This window comes from Pseudomonas sp. NBRC 111143, assembly GCF_001320965.1.
Classification (GTDB): Bacteria; Pseudomonadota; Gammaproteobacteria; order Pseudomonadales; family Pseudomonadaceae; genus Aquipseudomonas; species Aquipseudomonas machongensis.
The window spans coordinates 1-23,200 of sequence record NZ_BCBT01000079.1 but is presented as its reverse complement, the minus strand read 5'-3'; the positions used below and the strand labels follow the sequence as shown (position 1 = coordinate 23,200).

The window sequence follows — 23,200 nt, the reverse complement described above, 5'->3', positions numbered from 1 at the left end:
ACACCGCGCTGCCTGGCACGGGCTACGCCCGTGTTCGCGGGACAAGCCCGCTCCCACAGGGGATTGGGCTGGTCTTTAGATTTTGAGCAAGACAGTTGCTCCCACCGGGATTGGGCAGGCCTCAGATTTTTGAGCAAGACAGTTGCTCTACACACAGGTGAGGCGCAGGCTGGAGGCCTAGAAGGCGTCGCCAGGCACCCTCACCCACCCTTCCATCAACACCCGCGCACTGCGGCTCATGATGGCCTTGGTCACCGTCCACTCACCCTCCGCCTTCCGCGCCTCGGCGCCCACCCGCAACGTCCCGGACGGGTGACCGAAACGCACCGCGCTACGCTCTCCTCCACCGGCCGCCAGGTTCACCAGAGTGCCGGGAATCGCCGCCGCCGTGCCAATGGCCACCGCCGCCGTCCCCATCATCGCGTGATGCAACTTGCCCATGGATAGCGCCCGCACCACCAGATCGATATCGCTCGCCGCCACAGCCTTGCCGCTGGAAGCGGTATACGACGTAGCAGGCGCGACGAAAGCGACCTTCGGCGTGTGCTGGCGGCCGGCGGCCTGGTCGATGTGCTCGATCAGGCCCATACGCACCGCGCCATGGGCGCGGATGGTCTCGAAACGCGCCAGCGCGGCGGCATCGCCATTGATCGCATCCTGAAGCTCGGTTCCGGTGTAACCGATGTCGGCGGCATTGACGAAGATGGTCGGGATACCCGCATTGATCAGGGTCGCCTTGAACGTGCCGACACCTGGCACCTCGAGGTCGTCAACCAGGTTGCCGGTAGGGAACATCGCCCCGCCGCCCTCGCCGTCTTCATCGGCTGCAGGGTCGAGGAACTCCAGTTGGACTTCGGCCGCCGGGAAGGTCACGCCATCGAGCTCGAAGTCGCCGGTTTCCTGCACCTCACCCTCAGTGATCGGTACATGAGCAATGATGGTCTTGCCGATATTGGCCTGCCAGATGCGCACGGTCGCCATGCCGTTGCGCGGGATGCGTGCCGGGTCCACCAGGCCACTGGCGATGGCGAACGAACCTACGGCCGCCGAGAGGTTGCCGCAGTTGCCGCTCCAGTCGACGAACGCCTTGTCGATGGCGACCTGGCCGAACAGGTAGTCGACATCGTGATCGGCCTTGCTGCTTGGCGAAAGAATCACGGTCTTGCTGGTGCTGGAGGTCGCACCGCCCATGCCGTCGATCTGCTTGGCATAGGGGTCGGGGCTGCCGATCACCCGCAACAGCAAGGCATCGCGCGCAGGGCCTGGCACCTGGGCGCGCTCGGGAAGGTCTTGCAGGCGGAAGAACACGCCCTTGCTGGTGCCACCACGGATGTAGGTGGCGGGGATTTTCACTTGCGCTACAGATGCCATGAGCACTCATCCTTCAAGGCCCCACACCCCCCCTGTGGGAGCGGGCTTGCCCCGCGATGGCGTCAGAACAGACAGCGTTATTGCTCCTGCTGACGCAATCGCGGGCCAAGCCCGCCCTACAGGGTAAAGGCGGGGTTCAGGTCATTAGGCCGTCGCTTCGAGGAAGTCCTGGGCAAAGCGCTGCAGCACCCCGCCCGCCTCGTAGATCGACACTTCTTCAGCGGTGTCCAGACGGCAGGTCACCGGCACTTCGACACGCTCGCCATTGCGGCGGGTCACCACCAGCGTCAGGGTTGCGCGCGGCGTGCGCGCACCGACCACATCGTAGGTCTCGCTGCCGTCCAGGCCCAGGGTCACGCGCGTTGTGCCCGGCTGGAACTCCAGCGGCAACACACCCATGCCGATCAGGTTGGTGCGGTGGATGCGCTCGAAGCCTTCGGCGACGATCGCCTCGACGCCCGCCAGACGCACGCCCTTGGCCGCCCAGTCCCGCGACGAGCCCTGGCCGTAGTCAGCGCCGGCGACAATGATCAGCGGCTGCTTGCGCGCCATGTAGGTCTCGATCGCCTCCCACATGCGCGTCACCTTGCCTTCCGGCTCGATACGCGCCAGCGAGCCCTGCTTCACGCTGCCGTCTTCCTTGCGCACCATCTCGTTGAACAGCTTGGGGTTGGCGAAGGTCGCGCGCTGCGCGGTGAGGTGGTCGCCGCGGTGGGTGGCGTAGGAGTTGAAGTCCTCCTCTGGCAGGCCCATCTTCGCCAGGTACTCGCCCGCCGCGCTGTCGAGCATGATGGCGTTCGACGGCGACAGGTGGTCGGTGGTGATGTTGTCGGGCAGCACCGCCAGCGGACGCATGCCGCGCAGGGTGCGCTCGCCGGCCAGGGCGCCTTCCCAGTAAGGGGGACGACGAATATAGGTGCTCATCGGGCGCCATTCGTACAACGGCGCAACCTTCGGCCCCTTGTCTTCCTCGATGGTGAACATCGGGATGTACACCTGGCGGAACTGCTCGGGCTTGACCGAAGCACGCACAACGGCATCGATCTCTTCGTCGCTCGGCCAGATATCCTTCAGGCGGATTTCCTTGCCATCGACCACGCCCAGCACATCCTTCTCGATATCGAAGCGGATGGTGCCGGCGATGGCATAGGCCACCACCAGCGGCGGCGACGCCAGGAATGCCTGCTTGGCGTAGGGATGGATACGCCCGTCGAAGTTGCGGTTGCCCGAAAGCACTGCTGTGGCATAGAGATCACGGTCAATGATCTCCTGCTGGATCACCGGATCCAGTGCACCAGACATGCCATTGCAGGTGGTGCAGGCGAAGGCGACGATACCGAAGCCCAACTGCTCGAGTTCCTGTTCCAGGCCGGCCTCTTTCAGATACAGCTGTACCGCCTTGGAGCCCGGCGCCAGCGAGGACTTGACCCAGGGTTTGCGCACCAGGCCGAGCCGGTTGGCGTTGCGCGCCAGCAGGCCGGCGGCGATGACGTTGCGCGGGTTGCTGGTGTTGGTGCAACTGGTGATGGCGGCGATGATCACCGCACCATCGGGCATCTGCCCCGGCACTTCTTCCCAAGCCCCGGCAATGCCCTTTGCCGCCAGATCGCTGGTCGCCACGCGGGCGTGCGGGTTGGACGGGCCGGCCATGTTGCGCACCACACTCGACAGGTCGAAGGTCAGCGTGCGCTCGTATTCGGCCTTGGCCAGGCTGTCGGCCCAAAGGCCGGCGACCTTGGCGTAGGTCTCGACCAGTTGCACCTGCTGGTCGTCACGACCGGTCAGGCGCAGGTAGTCGATGGTCTGCTGGTCGATGGCGAACATCGCCGCAGTGGCGCCGTATTCAGGTGCCATGTTGGAAATGGTGGCACGGTCGCCCAGGGTCAGCGCCCGGGCACCCTCGCCATGGAATTCGAGGTACGCGCCAACCACTTTCTGCTTGCGCAGGAACTCGGTCAAAGCCAGTACCAGGTCGGTAGCGGTGATGTTCGGCGCCAGTCGACCGGTCAGCTCGACGCCGACGATTTCCGGCAGGCGCATCCACGAGGCGCGACCGAGCATGACGTTCTCGGCCTCAAGGCCACCCACGCCGATGGCGATCACGCCCAGGGCGTCCACATGCGGTGTGTGACTGTCGGTGCCGACGCAAGTATCCGGGTAGGCCACGCCGTGATCGCTGTGGATCACTGGCGACATCTTCTCCAGGTTGATCTGGTGCATGATGCCGTTGCCCGGCTGGATCACGTCGACGTTCTTGAACGCCTGCTTGGTCCAGTTGATGAAGTGGAAACGGTCTTCGTTGCGACGGTCTTCGATGGCGCGGTTCTTCTCGAATGCTTGCGGATCGAAACCGCCGCACTCCACGGCCAGCGAGTGGTCGACGATCAATTGCACCGGCACCACTGGATTGACCTGCGCCGGATCGCCGCCCTTGTCGGCGATGGCATCACGCAGGCCCGCCAGGTCGACCAGGGCGGTCTGGCCGAGAATGTCGTGGCACACCACGCGCGCCGGGAACCAGGGGAAGTCGAGGTCGCGCTTGCGCTCGATCAATTGTCCGAGCGAGGCGTCGAGGGTGGCCGGATCGCAGCGGCGTACCAGGTTTTCGGCGAGCACGCGGGAGGTATAGGGAAGGCCGTCGTAGGCGCCGGGCTTGATGGCCTCGACCGCCGCGCGGGTGTCGAAGTAGTCCAGGGCAGTGCCTGGCAGGTTCTTGCGGTATGCGGTGTTCATCATGGAATCAGGCTCGTTCACAGGATTCGGAAGGTTTCACCGCCCCTGTGGGAGCGGGCTTGCCCGCGAATGCGTCAGCAGGTGCGCAGCGGTTGCCCGAACGGACGCATTCGCGGGCAAGCCCGCTCCCACAGGGAAACGGGTTGCCTCTCTATATCTACTCAGCGCTTGTCGATCGGCACGAACTGGCGCTGCTCGACGCCGGTGTACTCGGCGCTCGGACGAATGATGCGGTTGTTGGCGCGCTGCTCGAACACGTGCGCCGCCCAGCCGGTCAGGCGCGAGCAGACGAAGATCGGGGTGAACAGCTTGGTCGGGATGCCCATGAAATGGTACGCCGAGGCATGGTAGAAATCGGCGTTGGGGAACAAGCGCTTCTGCTCCCACATGGTCTTGTCGATGGCCTCGGATACCGGGTACAGGACCTTGTCGCCCACCTCGTCGGCCAACTGCTTCGACCAGCCCTTGATCACCTCGTTGCGCGGGTCGGACTCTTTGTAGATGGCGTGGCCGAAGCCCATGATCTTGTCCTTGCGCTCGAGCATGCGCAGCAGCTCGGCGGTCGCCTCCTGCGGACTCTGGAAGCGCTCGATCAGCTCCATCGCCGCCTCGTTGGCACCACCGTGCAACGGGCCGCGCAGCGAGCCGATGGCGGCCGTGACGCAGGAGTACAGGTCCGACAGGGTCGAGGCACAGACCCGCGCAGTGAAGGTCGAGGCGTTGAATTCGTGCTCGGCGTAAAGGATCAGCGAGACGTTCATCACCTTCACGTGCAGCTCGCTCGGCTTCTTGCCGTGCAGCAGGTGCAGGAAGTGGCCACCGAGGGTGTCCTCGTCGCTGCTGCAGTCGATGCGCACGCCGTGGTGGGTGAAGCGGTACCAGTAGCACATCACCGCCGGGAACAGTGCCAGCAGGCGATCGGTCTTGTCGCGCTGGGCCTCGAAGGTCAGCTCCGGCTCCAGGGTTCCGAGCACCGAGCAGCCTGTGCGCATCACGTCCATCGGATGGGCGTCGCGCGGGATGCGCTCGAGCACTTCCTTGAGCGCTTGCGGCAGGTCGCGCAGGCCCTTGAGCTTGTGTTTGTAGTCATCCAGCTCGGCCTTGCTCGGCAGCTCACCATAGAGCAGCAGGTAGGCGACTTCCTCGAACTCGGCGCCAGCGGCCAGGTCGCGCACGTCGTAGCCACGATAGGTCAGGCCGGCTCCGGCCTGGCCCACGGTCGACAGCGCGGTCTGCCCGGCCACCTGGCCACGCAGGCCGGCACCACTGAGTACTTTTGCTTCGGCCATGGTGTTTCTCCTTTCTTGAATTTGTTATGAAGTCTTTCTGGCTAATCTGCAGCGATCGCACCGGCCCCATCGCGGGACAAGCCCGCTCCCACAGAGGAGTGCCTGACCCTTGTGGGAGCGGGCTTGCCCCGCGACGGGGCCGATACCGCCGGCATGGCTTACCCTTTCTTCTGCGCAAACAGCGCATCGAGGCTCTGCTCGAACGCGTGATAACCAATGGCATCGTAGAGCTCCATGCGGGTCTGCATGGTGTCGATCACATTCTTCTGCGTACCGTCGCGGCGCAGGGCGGCGTAGACGTTCTCGGCAGCCTTGTTCATGGCGCGAAACGCCGACAGTGGGTACAGCACCAGCGATACATCGACCGACGCCAGCTCGTCGGTGGTGTACAGCGGCGTGGCACCGAACTCGGTGATATTGGCCAGGATCGGCGCCTTCACCCGGTCGGCGAAGGTCTTGTACATCTGCAGCTCGGTGATGGCTTCGGGGAAGATCATGTCGGCGCCGGCCTCGATGCACGCCTCGGCACGGTCCAATGCCGCATTCAAGCCTTCCACCGCCAGGGCGTCGGTACGTGCCATGATCACGAAGCTGTCGTCAGTGCGCGCATCCACCGCTGCCTTGATCCGGTCGACCATCTCCTGCTGCGAGACGATCTCCTTGTTCGGCCGATGACCACAGCGCTTGGCGCCGACCTGGTCCTCGATGTGAATGGCCGCGGCGCCGAACTTGCACATCGAGCGCACCGTGCGGGCGACGTTGAACGCCGAGGCACCAAAGCCGGTGTCGACATCCACCAGCAGCGGCAGGTCGCACACATCGGTGATCCGGCGAACATCGGTCAGCACGTCGTCCAGCCCGCTGATGCCCAGGTCCGGCAGCCCCAGGGAGCCGGCAGCGACCCCGCCACCGGACAGGTAGATGGCCTTGAACCCGGCGCGCTTGGCCAGCAGCGCGTGGTTGGCGTTGATCGCTCCGACTACCTGCAGCGGATGCTCGGCGGCTACGGCGTCGCGAAAACGCTGACCGGGGGTGCTCTTCACAGTCATGACTCACCTCGTGGGCTGTTGTTGTGGGCGTCCTGGTAGTGACGCTCGATATTGCGCTTGGACGCACCGATATGGCGGCGCATCAGGAGTTCGGCCAGCTCGCCGTCACGGTCGGCGATGGCATCGAGTATGCGGTGGTGTTCGGCGAAAGCCTGGCGCGGACGGTTGGGGGTGGCCGAGAACTGGATGCGGTACATGCGCACCAGCTGGTACAGCTCGCCGCACAGCATCTTGACCAGGGTCTGGTTGCCGCTGCCCTGGATGATCCGATAGTGGAAGTCGAAATCGCCTTCCTGTTGGTAGTAGCCAAGCCCGGCCTGGAATGCCGCATCGCGCTCGTGGGTATCGAGCACTTGGCGCAGTTCGTCGATCTGGGCCACGCTCATGCGTTCAGCGGCGAGCCTGCAGGCCATGCCTTCGAGCGATTCGCGGATTTCGTACAGCTCGATCAGCTCGGCATGGTTGAGCGATACCACCCGCGCACCGACATGCGGCACACGCACCAGCAGGCGCTGGCCCTCCAGTCGATGAATGGCCTCGCGCAGCGGACCGCGGCTGATGCCGTAGGTGCGGGCCAGCTCCGGCTCGGAAATCTTGCTGCCCGGGGCGATATCCCCCTTCACGATGGCCGCCTGGATGCGCCGAAAGACATTCTCTGAAAGCGTTTCGGAATCATCTGCAACCGGTGCGAGGGCCTGGGGGGCTTCCAGCATGATTGTCGACACCTTGTAAGTTGGTAGCGCCAAAACTAGCCAAATAAAGGTGCGCAGTCAAAGACAAAAACAACATTGTCGACAATTGTCTAATAACGAACTTACCCCACGCTGCCGCGGTCAGATCGCAGCGCGCTGGCGTCAAGACGTCGGCGTGATAGAATGCCGCGCTTCCCAAGGATTACGGATAGTGTGCCTGTCATCATTTCATGCTGTTGACAGATGAACGAGGCGCTTGCGCCCTGCCCCGAACACAAACAGCACCGCGCCAGGACTATGAGACCCACGTTTTATTCACTGTTGTTCAGCCTCGCTTTGCTGCCGGCGCTTGGCCATGCGGCCGAAAAGACCGTGTACGGCCTGAACGAGTACGCCCGCCTGGGCGATCTTGACCTTGAAGTGGCCGCCAAGCTCGACACCGGCGCCAAGACCGCCTCGCTCAGCGCGCGCGACATCAAGCGCTTCAAGCGCGACGGCGAAAGCTGGGTGCGTTTCTACCTGGCCATCGACGCCGCCCACAAGCACCCCATCGAACGCCCACTGGCCCGCGTGAGCAAGATCAAGCGGCGCGCCGGTGACTACAATCCGGACGAAGGCAAGGCCTACACCGCCCGCCCGGTGATCGAACTGAACATCTGCATGGGCCAGGCCCTGCGCACCATCGAAGTCAATCTTACCGACCGCAGCGCCTTCCAGTTCCCGCTGCTGATCGGCTCCGAGGCACTCAAGCACTTCGACGCGCTGGTCGACCCCAGCCTCAAATACGCGGCCGGCAAACCTGCCTGTGCCACCGAAGCTCCCAAAGTAGAGTAATTCCGATGCGCTCTCTTACCCTGCACCTGAAAGTCCTGATCACCATCCTGGTGCTGCTGGGCGTGACGGTCACCTGCTACCAGATCTTCATCCTGGGCATCCCGGTAACCGAAGACGAGACCGACGACCTGTGGAACATCGACGCCAAGGTCGAGTTCGTTGCCAGTCCCAAGGACCCGGTAAAGATCCAGATGTTCGTGCCGCCGCTGAACCGCGACTACGTGAGCCTCAACGAGAGCTTCATCTCCAACAACTACGGGGTCAGCGTCAATCGCACCGATGGCAATCGCAAGGTCACCTGGTCGGCTCGCCGCGCCAGCGGCAATCAGACCCTCTACTACCGCCTGGTCCTGACCAAGCGCTACAGCACCGAAAAAGCCAAGATCAAGGGCCCGACCTTCCGTGACAGCCTGGCGGTCGAAGGCCCCGAGAAAATTGCCGCCGAAGCGCTGATGGCACCGATCCGCCAGCACTCTGCCGACGTCGAGACCTTCGTCAGCGAGACCATCAAGCGCGTCAACAACCCCAACGATGACAACGCCAAGCTGCTGCTGGCCGGCGACAACTCCCCCATGAAGAAAGCCCAGGTCATCGACCTGCTGCTGTCGATCGCCCACGTGCCGATGGAAAAGGTCCACACCATCCGCCTGGTTGCCGACACCCCGCAAAGCCCTGAACTGTGGCTGCGCAGCTTCAACGGCAACGCCTGGCTGTACTTCAACCCGGAAACCGGCGAGCAGGGCCTGCCCAATGACCGCCTGCTGTGGTGGACCGGCGATGAAAACCTGATCACCGTCGATGGCGGCAAGAAGGCCACCGTCACCTTCAGCATGAACAACAGCGAGATGAACGCCATCCGCCTGGCCAAGCTGACCGACGAGAACACCGACGCCGACTTCCTCGAGTACTCCCTGTACGGCCTGCCGCTGCAAACCCAGCAGACCTTCATGATCATGGTGATGATCCCGATCGGCGTGCTGGTCATCCTCGTACTGCGCAACCTGATCGGCATTCAGACCCTCGGCACCTTCACTCCGGTGCTGATTGCCCTGGCCTTCCGCGAAACGCAGTTGGGCTTCGGCATCGTGCTGTTCACGGTGATCACCGCCCTGGGCCTTTCGCTGCGCTCCTATCTTGAACACCTGAAGCTGCAGATGCTGCCGCGCCTGTCGGTGGTGCTGACCTTCGTCGTGGTGCTGATCGCCGCGATCAGCCTGTTCAGCCACAAGCTGGGCCTGGAACGCGGGCTGTCGGTGGCACTGTTCCCGATGGTGATCCTGACCATGACCATCGAGCGCCTGTCGATCACCTGGGAAGAACGTGGCGGCGGCCATGCAATGAAAGTCGCCGTCGGCACCCTGTTCGCAGCCTCCCTGGCGCACCTGCTGATGACCGTGCCGGAAGCCGTGTACTTCGTCTTCACCTTCCCGGCCGTGCTGCTGATCCTGGTGGGCTTCATGCTGGCGATGGGTCGCTACCGCGGCTACCGCCTGACCGAGCTCGTTCGCTTCAAGGCATTCCTGAAGAAGGCTGACGCCTGATGTTCGGACTGATCAAGACGTGGAAAGCCCTGGAGGCCCGGGGCATCATGGGTATCAACCGGCGCAACGCGGACTATGTCCTGAAGTACAACAAGCGCCACCTGTACCCGATCGTCGACGACAAGATCATCACCAAGGAGCGCGCACTGGCGGCCGGCATCCATGTGCCGGAGATGTACGGCATCATCGAAACCGAAAAAGAGATCGAGAAGCTCGACGAGATCATCGGCGGGCGCAGCGACTTCGTCATCAAGCCGGCGCAGGGCGCTGGCGGCGATGGCATCCTGGTGGTCGCCGACCGCTTCGAGGACCGTTACCGCACGGTCTCGGGCAAGATCATCAGCCATGAGGAAATCGAGCACCAGATCTCGAGCATCCTCACCGGGCTGTATTCGCTGGGTGGGCACCGCGACCGCGCCCTGATCGAGTACCGCGTCACCCCAGACCAGATCTTCAAGAGCATCAGCTACGAAGGTGTACCCGACATCCGCATCATCGTGCTGATGGGCTACCCGGTGATGGCCATGCTGCGCCTGCCGACCCGCCAGTCCGGCGGCAAGGCCAACCTGCACCAGGGCGCGATCGGCGTCGGCGTGGACCTCGCCACCGGCGTCACCCTGCGCGGCACTTGGCTGAACCGGATCATCAGCAAACACCCGGACACCACCAACGCAGTGGATGGCGTGCAGTTGCCGAACTGGGACGGTTTCATGAAGCTGGCTGCCAGCTGCTACGAGCTGTGCGGGCTGGGCTACATCGGCGTGGACATGGTGCTGGACCAGGACAAGGGCCCGCTGATCCTTGAGCTCAACGCCCGCCCCGGCCTTAACATCCAGATCGCCAATGACTGCGGCCTGACCCAGCGTACCCACGCCGTCGAGGCGCATATCGAGGCGCTGGCCAAGGACGGTATCAGCGAAGATGCCGAGACCCGCGTGCGAGTGGCTCAGGGGCTGTTCGGGCATGTCGTCCAGCAGTGATGCCAGCACAGGCCGTCCCAGCAGGGGCGGCCTGCTCCAACTGGTGCTAGGCACTTTTCCTACAGCGGCCTACAATCCCCGTCCTTGATTTTTCATCGCCGTCCATTCCGATGCCGACCTGTACGCTGCACCCCCTGCCCTACCAGCCCGACCCTGCGCACTACTTCAGCCGCTTGCGCCTGGCCCCCGGCGCCATCCTGCTCGACAGCGCCCGCCCGGTCGCCGAGCGCGGGCGCTTCGACCTGTTCAGTGCCTGGCCACTGCAACAACTGCAAGCGCAGGACGGCGAAAGCGGTGAACACTATCTGCAGCGGCTGCGCCAGGCCCTGGCAGGACTCGGCGAGGCTACACTGCCCGACGATAGCGAACTGCCGTTCGCCGGCGGACTGATCGGCTACCTGAGCTATGACTTCGGCAGGCGACTGGAGCATCTACCGCAGCAGGCGACAGACGACCTCGGCCTGCCCGATGCGCAACTGGGCCTGTACGCCTGGGCCGCCATCACCGACCATCAACTGCGCACCAGCCAATTGGTGTTCCATCCCGCCTTGGCCGACAGCGAACGCCAGCGCCTGATCCGCCTGTTCGAGGAGGATGACGCGCCACTCAGCGGAACCTTCAAGCTGCTGTCTCCAATGCAGGGCGACCTTCGTGCCGAGCAGTACCACGCAGCCTTCGATCAGGTACAACGCTATATCCACGCCGGCGACTGCTACCAGATCAACCTCACGCAGCGCTTTCGCGCCCCCTGCCAGGGCGATCCGTGGCACGCCTACCAGGCGCTGCGCAGCGCCTGCCCGACGCCGTTCTCGGGCTTCCAGCAACTGAGCCCCGACAGCGCGCTGCTGAGCTTTTCGCCGGAGCGCTTCATCCGCGTCAGCCAGGGCGACGTCGAGACCCGCCCGATCAAGGGCACCCGACCACGCTCGACAGACCCGGAGCAAGACCTGCGCAACGCCCGCGAGCTGCAAGCCAGCACCAAGGACCGCTCGGAGAACCTGATGATCGTTGACCTGTTGCGCAACGACATCGGCCGTACCTGCGAGATCGGCTCGGTGAAGGTGCCGGAGCTGTTCAGCCTCGAGAGCTACCCCAACGTCCACCACCTGGTCAGCAGCGTCACCGGGCGCCTGGCCGCCGACAAGGATGCACTGGACCTGATCGCCGGCAGTTTTCCCGGCGGCTCGATCACCGGGGCTCCGAAGATCCGTGCCATGCAGATCATCGATGAACTGGAGCCGACACGCCGGGCCCTGTACTGCGGCTCGCTGCTATACCTCGACGTGCGCGGCGAGATGGACAGCTCGATCGCCATCCGCAGCCTGCTGGTCAAGGAGGGTCAGGTCAGTTGCTGGGGCGGTGGCGCGGTGGTGGCTGATTCGGCGTGGGAGGCCGAGTACGAGGAGTCGATCGCCAAAGTGCGGGTGCTGATGGAGACCTTGCAGGGGCTATAGCCGATGATCCGCCCGCAAAGCGGGCGTCACCTATTCGAGCCCGTCTACCCCGCCATTTTTTGTTACCATCGACCCATTACGAGCGCACAGCGCCATACACACGATGGAAACCGCCTGATGAGCCAACCCTTCGACGTCGCCGCCCTGGCCGCGACCTATGCCAGCAAGTCCCCGCAGGACATTCTCAAGCTCGCCTTCGAACACTTCGGCGACGACCTGTGGATCTCCTTCAGCGGTGCCGAGGACGTGGTGCTGGTCGACATGGCCTGGAAGCTGAACAAGCAAGTCAAGGTGTTCAGCCTCGACACCGGTCGCCTGCACCCGGAAACCTACCGCTTCATCGACCAGGTTCGCGAGCAGTACAACCTGCCGATCGAGATCCTAAGCCCGGACCGCGCCAAGCTCGACCCATTCGTCAAGGAAAAGGGCCTGTTCAGCTTCTACAAGGATGGCCATGGCGAATGCTGCGGCATCCGCAAGATCGAGCCGCTGCGTCGCAAGCTGGCCACCGTCAGCGCCTGGGCAACCGGCCAGCGCCGCGATCAGAGCCCTGGCACCCGCAGCCAGGTTGCAGCACTGGAGATCGATTCGGCGTTCTCGACGCCCGAACGCACCCTGTACAAGTTCAACCCTCTGGCACAGATGAGCAGCGCGGAAGTCTGGGGTTATATCCGCATGCTCGAGCTGCCGTACAACAGCCTGCATGAGCGCGGCTTCATCAGCATCGGCTGCGAACCTTGCACGCGCCCGGTGCTGCCGAACCAGCACGAGCGCGAGGGGCGCTGGTGGTGGGAGGAGTCGACGCAGAAGGAATGCGGATTGCACGCGGGCAACCTGATCAGCAAGGCCTGAAAACAAACGGGGCAAGCCCGCGCCTACACAAAATCTGTAGGAGCGGGCTCGCCCCGCGACGGGGCCGCAACGCGGCCCCTGCTTCATGCCAATTCAGTGCACGGGTAACTCAACCCCTTCAAACAGCTCTTCGAGCTCCTGCTTGTTGTGGCACTGGATGGCCTTGGCCATCACTTCGCGGGTCAGGTGCGGTGCGAACTTCTCGATGAAATCGCACATGAAGCCACGCAGGAAGGTGCCACGGCGGAAGCCGATCTTGGTGATGCTGGCTTCGAACAGCTCGCTCGCATCCAGGCACACCAGGTCGCTGTCGAGCTTCGGATCGACCGCCATCTTCGCGACGATACCCACGCCCAGACCGAGGCGCACGTACGTCTTGATCACGTCGGCGTCTGCGGCGGTGAACACCACCTTCGGCGTCAGGCCGCGATGGTTGAACGCTTCGTCGAGCTTGGAGCGGCCCGTGAAACCGAACACATAGGTGACGATCGGGTACTCGGCCACCGCTTCGAGGGTCAGCTTCGGCAGCTTGGTCAGCGGATGCCCCTGGGGCACCACCACGCAACGATTCCATTTGTAGCACGGCATCATGATCAGATCGCCGAACAGCTCCAGCGCCTCGGTAGCGATGGCGAAATCGACAGTGCCGTCAGCGGCCATCTCGGCGATCTGCATCGGCGAGCCCTGGTGCATGTGCAGGGATACTTCGGGGTACTGCTTGATGAAGTTGCTGATCACCGGAGGCAGGGCATAGCGGGCCTGGGTGTGGGTGGTCGCGATGGACAGCGTGCCCTTCTTCTCGTTGGAGAACTCCTGGGCGATCTGCTTGATGCTTTCGACCTTGCGCAGGATCTCGCCAGCGGTGGTGATGATGCGCTCGCCCGCCGGGGTGACGCGGGTCAGGTGCTTGCCGCTGCGGGCGAAGACTTCTACGCCCAGTTCGTCCTCGAGGAGACGGATCTGCTTGCTGATCCCGGGCTGAGACGTGTACAGGCTCTGCGCAGTCGCGGAGACGTTGAGGTCGTGGTGCGCTACTTCCCAGATATAGCGCAGTTGTTGAAGCTTCATAGATTCCCCTCGAATCAGCGGTAGGTCACCGGCTGCTGGCAGCAACGATTTATAACTATATTAGTGGTAAGAGAAATAAATCTAGAACTATTTTGTTACACCCCAAGGAAAAGACCTACCGCCAGCCTCAGACTTTCCTACGCCCCAAATGCTGTGCCAACGGCACCATGTATACCGGCACCGGGGACAGTTGCAGCAGCCGCACCGCTGTGCGACCAATCGGTACATCGACACCCGCGCCCTCGGCATGACTGCCGAAGATCAACAGGTCGACCGCCAGGCGCTGGGCCTGCTCCAGAATCACTTGCGCCGGATCGCCCTGGCGCACTCGCACGGCCTTGATCACCGCCAGATCGGCCGCCTCGCCCAATTCCTCGCGAAAATTTTCCAGCACCTGCTGCTCGATGTTGGCCATCACCGTATTGACCCCTTGGGAGTGAAGGCGGTCGAGGGTCTGCTCATCGAGATAGCTTTGCAGCAACGACTCGGCGAACTGGCCCATGGGTTCGACGGCGTGGATCACGTACAACTCTGCGTTGAAGGTCCGCGCCAAGGCCAGGGCGTGTTGCATGACGAAGGGCGCATACACGCCGAGATCGGTGGCGTACAGCATGGAACGGATCATTCGGCCTCCTCCACTGCCGCGGGGGCAGAGCAAGCTACAGCTTAGCAGTGCCGTGGAGAGCCGCTTCGCCGTCCGGCGCAGCGGCCAGCCATAGGCTTTAGCTCGCGCAGTTGCGCCGATCGATGAACGCCAGCGCCTGGTACAGCGCCTCCATCTTCGGCAAGTGGCAACCGGCCTCGCGAGCACGGGCCAGGGGCTCGCCGTAGATCACCTGCAACTCCAGCGGCCGCTGCTGAGCGTGATCGTGGTACATGCTCGGCCAGTAGTCAGGCATCTGCTCGGTGACCCGGAACAGGTGCTCGGCATAGCCCTCCGGCAGGATATGCCCGCAGGCCCGTGCGCCCTCGACCACTTCGGCCATCAGCCCGCGAACCAGCGCGCGGCTGTCAGGGTCAGTCATCAGAGGCGTCGTGCTGGCCTGCAGCAACACCGACAGGCCGTTGTACGGCACATTCCACACCAGCTTCTGCCAGCGCGCTTGAGCGAGGTTGTCCATCGGCTGCGAGTCGACGCCCGCCGCGCGGAACAATTCGGCGCCCTCGGCGACGATGGCTGCGCCGCGGTCATCGCTGGGACCGCTGTGGTAACCCAGGTTGACCGCGCCAAGCGCCTGGTGGCGGATCACCCCGGGCGCTTCACGGTTCACACAGATAAAGCACAGCCCCCCGAGCAAGTGCATGTCGTCGCGCAATGCGCCACGCAACTGCTCCTCGACGCCCAGGCCATTCTGCAGCAACACCACCCTGGCACCGGGCGCAGCCGCCTGGACGATCAGCGGCGCCAATTCGGCGTTACTGGTGGCCTTGGTGCCGATCAGCAACCAGTCGCACGGCGGCATGTCGCTGGCCGAGGCATAAGCCTGGACGTCCATCTGCAACTCACCGTGCGCAGCGCTGCGCAGCGTAAGCCCCTGCTCATGCACCACGCCATATTCGCTGCGCAGCAGAAAGTGCACGTCAAAACCGGCACGCGCCAGCATCAGCCCATAGAAGCCACCGATGGCACCGCTACCGATGATGCCGATGCGTTTGTTACGAGGATCCATACCGCTCTCCTGTCGAAGCGATGACTGTCTGTCCGATTTTTTTACAGCGAATCAGCCGGTTTGCGATCCTTCACTATACTCAGGCGATGAAGGTCAAATAATCGACACGGAGTCGACAATGTGTGGATTTCTGCCTCACCCTGACGGGATTCCGCTCGAGCTGAATCTTCGCCCGTCTCCCAGCCTGTTCCGTCGGCACCTGCATACCCTGGGGCTTGGCGGCATCGCTTGCAACCACCCGCGTGCCTACCGTCGCGGCACTGCGGTGGAAGTGGTCATTCCGTCATTGGGCGCACAGGCGCGCTATCCCGGTTATGTTGCCTGGTGCCAGCAGCTGGATGCAGGCTACCGCGTGGGCATCGCCTTTACCGACGACCAGGCCCTGTTCGGCGCGCGCATGGGTGAGCAGGTTTGCCATATTCATCATTATTGCCAAGTGCACCAGCAACATGACCTGCACGGCGAACAGGCGCAGGTGCTGGCGCAGCAGTGGATCGCCCAGCATGGCGCCGAATTTTCCGAAGCAGCGCTGGTGGGCGAACACCCCCTGATGTCGACCCCCTCGGCGAGCCCCCTGCGCGATCCTTGTATCGCGATCGGCCTGCACGGCAGCTCGCGCACGGCCAGGGCACCTTTTCAGCGCTGACGGCCCCCTGCCCATTGTCGCGCCCGATGTAACGCGCTAAGGTTCGGCTCCCCGCTGCGAACAATCTGCTGCTGGGCCGCACGGGGTTTGCTGGCGGCCGGCACCCGTGACCTGACGAGTAACACGATGGCTGATTTACCGATCGATGACCTCAACGTTGCCTCCAACGAGACCCTGATCACCCCCGATCAGCTGAAGAAAGAGATTCCCCTCAGCGCCAAGGCCTTGCAGACCGTGACTGCCGGCCGTGAAGTGGTGCGCAACATCCTCGACGGCAAGGACCATCGCCTGTTCGTCGTGATCGGCCCCTGCTCGATCCACGACATCAAGGCCGCCCACGAGTACGCCGATCGCCTCAAGGTACTGGCCGAAGAAGTCTCCGACACGCTCTATCTGGTCATGCGTGTGTATTTCGAGAAACCTCGTACCACCGTCGGCTGGAAAGGCTTGATCAACGATCCGTACCTGGATGACTCGTTCAAGATCCAGGACGGCCTGCACATTGGTCGCCAATTGCTGCTGGACCTGGCCGAGAAGGGTCTGCCGACCGCGACCGAAGCCCTCGACCCGATCTCCCCGCAATACCTGCAAGACCTGATCAGCTGGTCGGCCATCGGTGCCCGTACCACCGAATCGCAAACCCACCGTGAAATGGCCTCGGGCCTGTCTTCGGCGGTCGGCTTCAAGAACGGCACCGACGGCGGCCTGACCGTGGCGATCAACGCCCTGCAGTCGGTGTCCAAGCCCCACCGCTTCCTGGGCATCAACCAGGAAGGCGGCGTGTCGATCGTCACCACCAAAGGCAACGCCTACGGCCACGTGGTGCTGCGTGGCGGCAACGGCAAGCCCAACTACGATTCGGTCAGCGTCGCCCTGTGCGAACAGGACCTGGCCAAGGCCAAGATCAAGGCCAACATCATGGTCGACTGCAGCCACGCCAACTCCAACAAGGACCCGGCCCTGCAACCGCTGGTGATGGAGAACGTCGCCAACCAGATTCTGGAAGGCAACCAGTCGATCATCGGCCTGATGGTCGAAAGCCACCTGAACTGGGGCTGCCAGGCCATTCCGAAAAACCTGGAAGACCTGCAATACGGTGTTTCGGTGACCGACGCCTGCATCGACTGGGCCGCCACCGAGAAGAGCCTGCGCAGTATGCACGCCAAGCTCAAGGATGTGCTGCCCAAGCGCCAGCGCGGCTGATACGCACCAATGAAAACGCCGGGCAGATGCCCGGCGTTTTCGTTGGTGCGGTGTCGATTCAGGCCTTGGTCGAGTGGCGCTGCTGGCGCTCCATGTAACGCTCGACATAAGAACATGATGGAATGACGGTGTAGCCCATCTGCTCGGCGTACTCAAGGGCCTTTTCAGTCAGGGCCGCGGCGATACCGCGACCGCGCAGGGCGTTCGGGACGAAGGTGCGATAGATATCCAGCGTCTGCTTGCCCAGGTCCATGTACGTCAGGTAGGCACGATGACCGTCCACATTGGTCTCGAACTGATGACCGGCCTGGTCATGGTGGATGGTCAGCGCTTCACTCATCACTACTCCTCGCAGGTCTTTTGGCAGACCTTTGCCTTGACCGATGGTTTATCCGGCGGAGGAACCTCAACGCCACTCATGCCCCTTGGACCCTGGTCCATCAGCAATCGTTCGACGCCCGGGACACCCAAATAGTAGGCGTGCAACGCGGGATTGCTCAAGGTGCACATGGCTAAAAATTCCATGAAAGCGGGTTGGGCCGCCGGCGCCGGTCGACACCAAACAGCCTGCCGGATGTTCTACGGGTTAAGACGTTTGAGGACCGTGAAAGTCACCCTTAGTTCAACAAAAAGTTTCCTTGGTACAACCGCTTGCGTCCGATTTTCGAGGCCTTCACACTTTCTTTACAAACCCCGTCACACGCGGCCCGTGGCAACATTTTTTTTGCAGTTCTTGCGCTCTGTCAGTTTACTTACTACAAGTAATGGGTACTATGTACGCCGGCCAGTTTCTCTTTTCCGAGAGATGGCTATTTAATAGAAAGTCCTTGAAGGGGAACACGATGAACAACGTTCTGAAATTCTCTGCTCTGGCTCTGGCCGCAGTTCTGGCTACCGGTTGCAGCAGCGTATCCAAAGAAACCGAAGCTCGTCTGACTGCGACTGAAGACGCAGCAGCTCGCGCTCAAGCCCGTGCTGACGAAGCCTACCGTAAGGCTGACGACGCTCTGGCAGCCGCTCAGAAGGCTCAGCAGACCGCTGACGAAGCCAACGAGCGCGCTCTGCGTATGCTGGACAAAGCCAGCCGCAAGTAATAATCCTCACGGATTGTTATGGAGCCGGCCCACTTGTGGGCCGGCTTTTTTATTGCCCGAAGAACGCCCCTTCTCAACGCCGACTCCCGTCACCCGAAAAACAAAAAGGCCTGCACGATGGCAGGCCTTTCGGTTCACGCAGGCAAGGGCTTACTGTAGCTCTGGCGGGATGCTCGACACCATCGGTGCGGCACCCTGGCCATTCACCGGGACGGCGATTTCGACCGGCATGCCATCCTCGGCGGCCACCACGTCACGAACCATGTCCCAGTTCATACGCAGGTTGTTGGCCAGGTCTTCACGCTTGAGCAGCGCATTGATGACGGCCGTGTGCTTGTCGACCACCGACGGGTTGCCATGGTCGTCCAGCGGCGTGTGCGCCTCGAGATAGACCTTGCCACCACTCACGCCGAACTTGTAAGGCTCGTTGATGATCCGCACCGGGGTGCCCACCGGCACCATCTTGGAGAGTGCCACAACATTGTTGTTGAGCATGCGGAAGCAGCCATGGCTGGTGCGCATGCCGATGCCGAACTTCTTGTTCGAGCCGTGGATCAGGTAGCCCGGCAGGCCCAGGGTGAACTTGAACGGACCCAGCGGGTTATCCGGGCCAGCCGGCACGACGGCAGGCAGGATATCGCCGTCAGCGGCGTGTTCGGCGCGAATCGAGGCCGGCGGCGTCCAGGTCGGGTTTGGTGTCTTGGCGGTGATCTTGGTGATCGCGATCGGCGAACCCCAGCCTTCACGACCGATCCCCAACGGGAAGGTGTGCACCACGTTCTCGCCTTTCGGGTAGTAGTACAGGCGATACTCGGCCAGGTTGATGACGATCCCCTCGCGTGGCCCGGGTGGCAGGACGTAACGGGTCGGCAGGATGATTTCGGTACCGGCGCCAGGCAACCAGGGATCGACGCCCGGGTTCGCGGCGATCATCTCCAGGTAACCCAGGTCGTTGGCGGTGCCGATGTCGGCGAAGGTGTCTTCGTACTTGGCCTTGATCGTCCGGACCTGGCCGACGACGTCTTCGCCGGGCGGTGGCAATGGCAGCTCCAGCGCTACGGCAGGGCCGGTCAGCAGCAAGGCGGCCAGGGACAGGCAACGGGTGACGGCGGGAAAGCGCGGCAACATCCGGTAAATCCTTCGAAAGAGGGTTCAAGACATTCGATTGTACACCCGCCCGGATTCAAGCGGGAGGCATCGGCAGGCGTTGCAAGGGTTACAAATGATGAAAGGTGAGCTCAGAGCTCCGGCCACACCGGACGCGTACCCCGCCGCTGGGCATCGAGAATGGCCCGGCATAGCGGGCACAGGCGTTCGTCGCGATAGACCGCGCGCTCGACCGACGACCAGCGCGGCTGCGCCGGCAGCAAGCCGCCACACAAGGTGCGGTCGACCGGAGCGCCCAGTTCGAGCTGGCGGGCGGCGAGATGGACACGGACTTCCTGGCAGGCGAACAGGTCGAGCTGCTCGTCGGGCTCGATCAATTGGTAGGCATACAGGGACCAGGCGGGGCGTGGCATCGGGGGCACTCGAAACGGGGGGCGCAACATTAGCCGAAAGCGGCCCCCGATAAAAGCGTCAGAGCAAGGGTTTTATCGTCGGCCAGGCATTATCGAGCAAGCGCTGCTGGGCGCCCTGGGCCGGATGGATGCCGTCGGCCTGCATCATCTCCGCCACCCCACCTATGCCCTCCAGAAAGAACGGCACCAAGGCCACCTTCTTTTCCTTCGCCAACTGCTCATAGACCTGGGCGAACGCGGTGGTGTAGCGCACGCCATAATTCGGTGGCAAGCGCATGCCGAGCAACACCACCTTGGCGCCGGCCTCACGGGAGCGATCAATCATCGAGGCAAGATTTTGTTGCAATTGTTGTGGCGGTTGCCCACGCAGCCCGTCGTTCCCGCCCAACTCCAGCACCACCAGATCAGGCTTGTGCGCTGCAAGCAGCGCCGGCAGCCGCGCCTGGCCACCTGCGCTGGTGTCGCCACTGATCGAGGCATTGACCACACGGTCGGTGAAACCCTCGTCCTTCAGGCGTTGCTCCAGGAGCGCGACCCATCCCTGGCGGGTATCCAGGCCAAAACCGGCACTGATACTATCGCCGACAACCAGCAACGTTCCCGCCGCCGCGCCCTGGGCCAGGCAACACAGGGCCAGACCGGCACTCAACCACCACATTCGCATCGGATTCTCCATGGGCCCCAGCATTCTCGTTGCGCAGAACCTTAGCAAAGTGGTCCCCAGCGCGGAAGGCGACCTCACCATCCTCCACCCGCTTTCTCTCGACCTCGACCAGGGCGACAGCCTGGCCATCGTCGGTGCATCCGGCTCGGGCAAGTCGACCCTGCTCGGCCTGCTCGCAGGCCTTGACCGCCCCAGTGATGGCAGTGTCGTGCTCGCCGGCCACGACCTTGGCCCCCTGGACGAAGACCAGCGCGCACGTGTGCGTGCCGAACACGTCGGTTTCGTGTTCCAGTCGTTCCAGTTGCTCGACAGCCTCACTGCCCTGGAAAACGTCATGCTGCCCCTGGAGCTGGACGGTCGCCGCGACGCCCGCGAGCAGGCCCGCACCCTGCTCGAACGGGTCGGCCTGGGCCAGCGCCTGAGCCACACCCCACGCCAGCTGTCCGGCGGCGAGCAGCAACGGGTGGCGATCGCCCGTGCGTTCGCGGCGCACCCGGCAGTACTGTTCGCCGACGAGCCCACCGGCAATCTCGACAGCCATACCGGCGAGCGCATCAGCGACCTGCTGTTCGAGCTCAACAAGGAACGCGGCACCACCTTGGTGCTGGTGACCCATGACGAGCGGCTGGCCAAGCGCTGCCGTCGCCTGATCCGCCTGGACGCCGGACGCCTGGTGGCGCCCCTGGAGCCATGATGACCCGCCTGCCGTTCATGCGCCTGTGCGCCCTGGCCCTGCGCCAACTGCTGCGTGACGCCCGCGCCAGTGAAGTGCGAGTACTGTTCTTCGCGCTCCTGGTGGCCGTCGCCGCCAGCACCGCCATTGGTTACTTCGGCGCCCGCCTCAACGGTGCCATGCAATTGCGGGCCAGCGAATTCCTCGCCGCTGACCTTGTACTGCAGGGGTCGTCCGCCGCCCAGGCGGCGCAGATCGATGCCGGTACTTCGCGTGGCCTGACCCACGCCCGCGTGGTGGAGTTCACCAGCGTGGTGGCCGCCGATGCCGGTATCCAGTTGTCGAGCATCAAGGCCATCGGCCCGGCCTATCCACTGCGTGGCCAACTGCGCAGCGCCGCCACGCCCTATGGCAGCGAGACGCCCGGCGGCGGGCCGGCGGCCGGCGAAGCCTGGGTCGAGGCGCGCCTGTTGGCGGCACTGGGGCTGACGCTGGGCGACAGCATCGACGTCGGCATGAAGACCCTGCGCATGACCCGCGTGCTGACCTATGAACCGGATCGCGCCGGCAACTTCTACAGCCTCACCCCACGCGTGCTGATGAACATCGCTGACCTGGACGCCACCGGCGTGATCCAGCCAGGAAGCCGGGTCACCTATCGCGACCTGTGGCGCGGCGAGCCGGACACCCTGGTGCAATATCGCCAGGCGGTGGAGAAGGATCTTGCCGCCAACCAGCGGCTGCTCGACACCCGTGACGGCAACCGCCAGATCGGCGGCGCCCTGGGTCGCGCCGAACGCTACCTGAACATGGCCAGCCTGGTCGCGGTGCTGCTGGCCGGTGTGGCCGTGGCGCTGTCGGCCAGTCGCTATGCCGCCCGCCGCCTGGACGCCAGCGCCCTGCTGCGCTGCCTGGGGCTGTCACGACACCAGGCGCTGGGCCTGTACTCGCTGCAACTTGCGATGCTGGGGCTGGTGGCGGCGCTCGCCGGCGCCCTGCTTGGCTGGCTCGCGCAACTGGGTCTGTTCGCCCTCCTGCAGGGGCTGCTGCCCAGTACCGTTCCGCCGGGCGGCATCGCCCCGGCACTGGCTGGCATCGGCACCGGCCTGGTGGCGCTGGCCGGCTTCGCCCTGCCTCCGCTCGCCGCTCTGGGCCGGGTACCGCCCTTGCGCGTGCTGCGCCGTGACCTGCTGCCGGTACCGCCCAGCAGTTGGCTGGTCTATGGCGCCGCATTGTTCGCCCTTGGCCTGATCATGTGGCGCCTGAGCCTGGACCTGCTGCTGACCTTCGCCCTGCTCGGCGGCGGCCTGATCGCCGCGCTGCTGCTTGGTGGCCTGCTACTGCTGGGCCTGCGCAGCCTACGCCGGTTGCTGATCGGCTCGCCGCTGTCCTGGCGCCTGGGGCTGGGTCAGTTGCTGCGCCATCCGCTGGCAGCCGCCGGCCAGGCGCTGGCCTTCGGCTTGATCCTGCTGGCCATGGCCCTGGTCGCGCTACTGCGCGCCGAGCTGCTGGACAACTGGCAGGCGCAACTACCCAAGGATGCCCCCAACCACTTCGCCCTGAACATCCTGCCAGACGAGCGCGAACCCTTTGCCCAGCGCCTGCGCGAGGTCAATGCCACCTCGGCGCCGCTGTACCCGGTGATCCCCGGCCGCCTCACCCATATCAACGATCAGCCGGTACAGCAGCTGGTGAGCAAGGAATCTACGGGCGATCGTGCCGTGCAGCGCGACCTGAGCCTGACCTGGGCCGCCGAACTGCCCCAGGGCAATGCCTTGAGCCAAGGCGATTGGTGGCAGACGCCACCGCCGACCGACGGACCACCCGCGGTATCGGTAGAAGCCGAGCTGGCCGCAAGCCTCAAGCT

21 protein-coding genes and 1 pseudogene are annotated in these 23,200 nt (G+C 63.8%); 10 read left to right on the top strand and 12 right to left on the bottom strand.

What is annotated here, in order from left to right:
• Positions 1–177: 177 nt before the first annotated feature.
• From prpF to APH44_RS27390, 5 genes are all read right to left on the bottom strand, one after another.
• On the bottom strand, positions 178–1,371 hold the full coding sequence (prpF, locus tag APH44_RS27410) for a 2-methylaconitate cis-trans isomerase PrpF (protein WP_054895455.1): 1,194 nt from the start codon (positions 1,369–1,371) through the stop codon (positions 178–180).
• Between the two features lie 144 nt (positions 1,372–1,515).
• On the bottom strand, positions 1,516–4,104 hold the full coding sequence (gene acnD, locus APH44_RS27405) for a Fe/S-dependent 2-methylisocitrate dehydratase AcnD (RefSeq protein WP_054895456.1): 2,589 nt from the start codon (positions 4,102–4,104) through the stop codon (positions 1,516–1,518).
• A 161-nt stretch (positions 4,105–4,265) separates the two neighbouring features.
• Positions 4,266–5,393 carry a 2-methylcitrate synthase gene (prpC, locus tag APH44_RS27400; RefSeq protein ID WP_054895454.1) on the bottom strand — a complete coding sequence of 376 codons (1,128 nt, stop codon included), beginning with the start codon at positions 5,391–5,393 and terminating at the stop codon, positions 4,266–4,268.
• 158 nt (positions 5,394–5,551) lie between these two features.
• Positions 5,552–6,442 carry a methylisocitrate lyase gene (gene prpB / locus APH44_RS27395; RefSeq protein WP_054895453.1) on the bottom strand — a complete coding sequence of 297 codons (891 nt, stop codon included), beginning with the start codon at positions 6,440–6,442 and terminating at the stop codon, positions 5,552–5,554.
• On the bottom strand, positions 6,439–7,155 hold the full coding sequence (locus tag APH44_RS27390) for a GntR family transcriptional regulator (RefSeq protein WP_054895452.1): 717 nt from the start codon (positions 7,153–7,155) through the stop codon (positions 6,439–6,441). Before APH44_RS27390 ends, prpB begins: the two co-directional genes overlap by 4 nt.
• 276 nt (positions 7,156–7,431) lie before the next feature.
• On the opposite strand from APH44_RS27390, the gene APH44_RS27385 reads away from it, so the two are divergent.
• From APH44_RS27385 to APH44_RS27365, 5 genes are all read left to right on the top strand, one after another.
• Positions 7,432–7,968, top strand: coding sequence for an ATP-dependent zinc protease (locus APH44_RS27385; RefSeq protein ID WP_054895451.1), 537 nt, complete (start codon positions 7,432–7,434; stop codon positions 7,966–7,968).
• A 5-nt stretch (positions 7,969–7,973) separates the two neighbouring features.
• Entirely contained in the window at positions 7,974–9,509 is a 1,536-nt protein-coding gene (locus APH44_RS27380; protein WP_054895450.1) for an inactive transglutaminase family protein, read from the top strand.
• The gene (locus APH44_RS27375; protein WP_054895449.1) at positions 9,509–10,489 is read left to right on the top strand and encodes an alpha-L-glutamate ligase-like protein; all 981 of its coding nucleotides are present in this window, start codon (positions 9,509–9,511) and stop codon (positions 10,487–10,489) included. The genes APH44_RS27380 and APH44_RS27375 overlap by 1 nt, the downstream gene beginning before the upstream one ends.
• Before the next feature lie 110 nt (positions 10,490–10,599).
• The gene (pabB, locus tag APH44_RS27370; RefSeq protein WP_054895448.1) at positions 10,600–11,943 is read left to right on the top strand and encodes an aminodeoxychorismate synthase component I; all 1,344 of its coding nucleotides are present in this window, start codon (positions 10,600–10,602) and stop codon (positions 11,941–11,943) included.
• Positions 11,944–12,060: 117 nt separating this feature from the next.
• Positions 12,061–12,795, top strand: a complete 735-nt coding sequence (locus tag APH44_RS27365; protein ID WP_054895447.1) for a phosphoadenylyl-sulfate reductase — start codon at positions 12,061–12,063, stop codon at positions 12,793–12,795.
• Positions 12,796–12,888: 93 nt separating this feature from the next.
• Here the strand turns inward: APH44_RS27365 and cysB are convergent, their stop codons facing one another.
• From cysB to APH44_RS27350, 3 genes are all read right to left on the bottom strand, one after another.
• Positions 12,889–13,863 carry an HTH-type transcriptional regulator CysB gene (cysB, locus tag APH44_RS27360; RefSeq protein WP_054895446.1) on the bottom strand — a complete coding sequence of 325 codons (975 nt, stop codon included), beginning with the start codon at positions 13,861–13,863 and terminating at the stop codon, positions 12,889–12,891.
• A gap of 127 nt (positions 13,864–13,990) precedes the next feature.
• Entirely contained in the window at positions 13,991–14,488 is a 498-nt protein-coding gene (locus APH44_RS27355) for a universal stress protein (protein WP_054895445.1), read from the bottom strand.
• A 97-nt stretch (positions 14,489–14,585) separates the two neighbouring features.
• Positions 14,586–15,533, bottom strand: coding sequence for a putative 2-dehydropantoate 2-reductase (locus tag APH44_RS27350; protein ID WP_054895444.1), 948 nt, complete (start codon positions 15,531–15,533; stop codon positions 14,586–14,588).
• Between the two features lie 118 nt (positions 15,534–15,651).
• Between APH44_RS27350 and APH44_RS27345 the strand changes: the two are divergent.
• A pseudogene (locus tag APH44_RS27345) lies at positions 15,652–16,068 on the top strand (PilZ domain-containing protein); the annotation flags it as partial.
• Positions 16,069–16,305: 237 nt separating this feature from the next.
• The gene (locus APH44_RS27340) at positions 16,306–17,382 is read left to right on the top strand and encodes a 3-deoxy-7-phosphoheptulonate synthase (protein ID WP_054895443.1); all 1,077 of its coding nucleotides are present in this window, start codon (positions 16,306–16,308) and stop codon (positions 17,380–17,382) included.
• A gap of 58 nt (positions 17,383–17,440) precedes the next feature.
• Here APH44_RS27340 and APH44_RS27335 read toward each other — a convergent pair whose 3' ends face one another.
• Positions 17,441–17,722, bottom strand: coding sequence for a GNAT family N-acetyltransferase (locus tag APH44_RS27335; RefSeq protein ID WP_054895442.1), 282 nt, complete (start codon positions 17,720–17,722; stop codon positions 17,441–17,443).
• Positions 17,723–18,224: 502 nt separating this feature from the next.
• Here APH44_RS27335 and oprI point away from each other — a divergent pair.
• The gene (gene oprI, locus APH44_RS27330) at positions 18,225–18,476 is read left to right on the top strand and encodes an outer membrane lipoprotei OprI (RefSeq protein ID WP_003259780.1); all 252 of its coding nucleotides are present in this window, start codon (positions 18,225–18,227) and stop codon (positions 18,474–18,476) included.
• A 150-nt stretch (positions 18,477–18,626) separates the two neighbouring features.
• Here oprI and APH44_RS27325 read toward each other — a convergent pair whose 3' ends face one another.
• From APH44_RS27325 to APH44_RS27315, 3 genes are all read right to left on the bottom strand, one after another.
• The gene (locus APH44_RS27325) at positions 18,627–19,604 is read right to left on the bottom strand and encodes a L,D-transpeptidase family protein (RefSeq protein ID WP_054895441.1); all 978 of its coding nucleotides are present in this window, start codon (positions 19,602–19,604) and stop codon (positions 18,627–18,629) included.
• Positions 19,605–19,714: 110 nt separating this feature from the next.
• Complete coding sequence (locus APH44_RS27320; protein ID WP_054895440.1) at positions 19,715–19,996, bottom strand: hypothetical protein; 282 nt, start codon at positions 19,994–19,996, stop codon at positions 19,715–19,717.
• Positions 19,997–20,054: 58 nt separating this feature from the next.
• Positions 20,055–20,660: an arylesterase gene (locus tag APH44_RS27315; RefSeq protein WP_054895439.1), complete on the bottom strand. Its 606-nt coding sequence runs from the start codon at positions 20,658–20,660 to the stop codon at positions 20,055–20,057.
• Between the two features lie 10 nt (positions 20,661–20,670).
• Between APH44_RS27315 and APH44_RS27310 the strand changes: the two genes are divergently transcribed.
• Together APH44_RS27310 and APH44_RS27305 are read left to right on the top strand one after the other, a co-directional pair.
• The gene (locus APH44_RS27310) at positions 20,671–21,354 is read left to right on the top strand and encodes an ABC transporter ATP-binding protein (RefSeq protein ID WP_054895438.1); all 684 of its coding nucleotides are present in this window, start codon (positions 20,671–20,673) and stop codon (positions 21,352–21,354) included.
• Positions 21,354–23,200: ABC transporter permease (locus APH44_RS27305; protein WP_054895437.1), on the top strand; the 1,847-nt coding region annotated here is incomplete at its 3' end. The genes APH44_RS27310 and APH44_RS27305, both read left to right, overlap by 1 nt.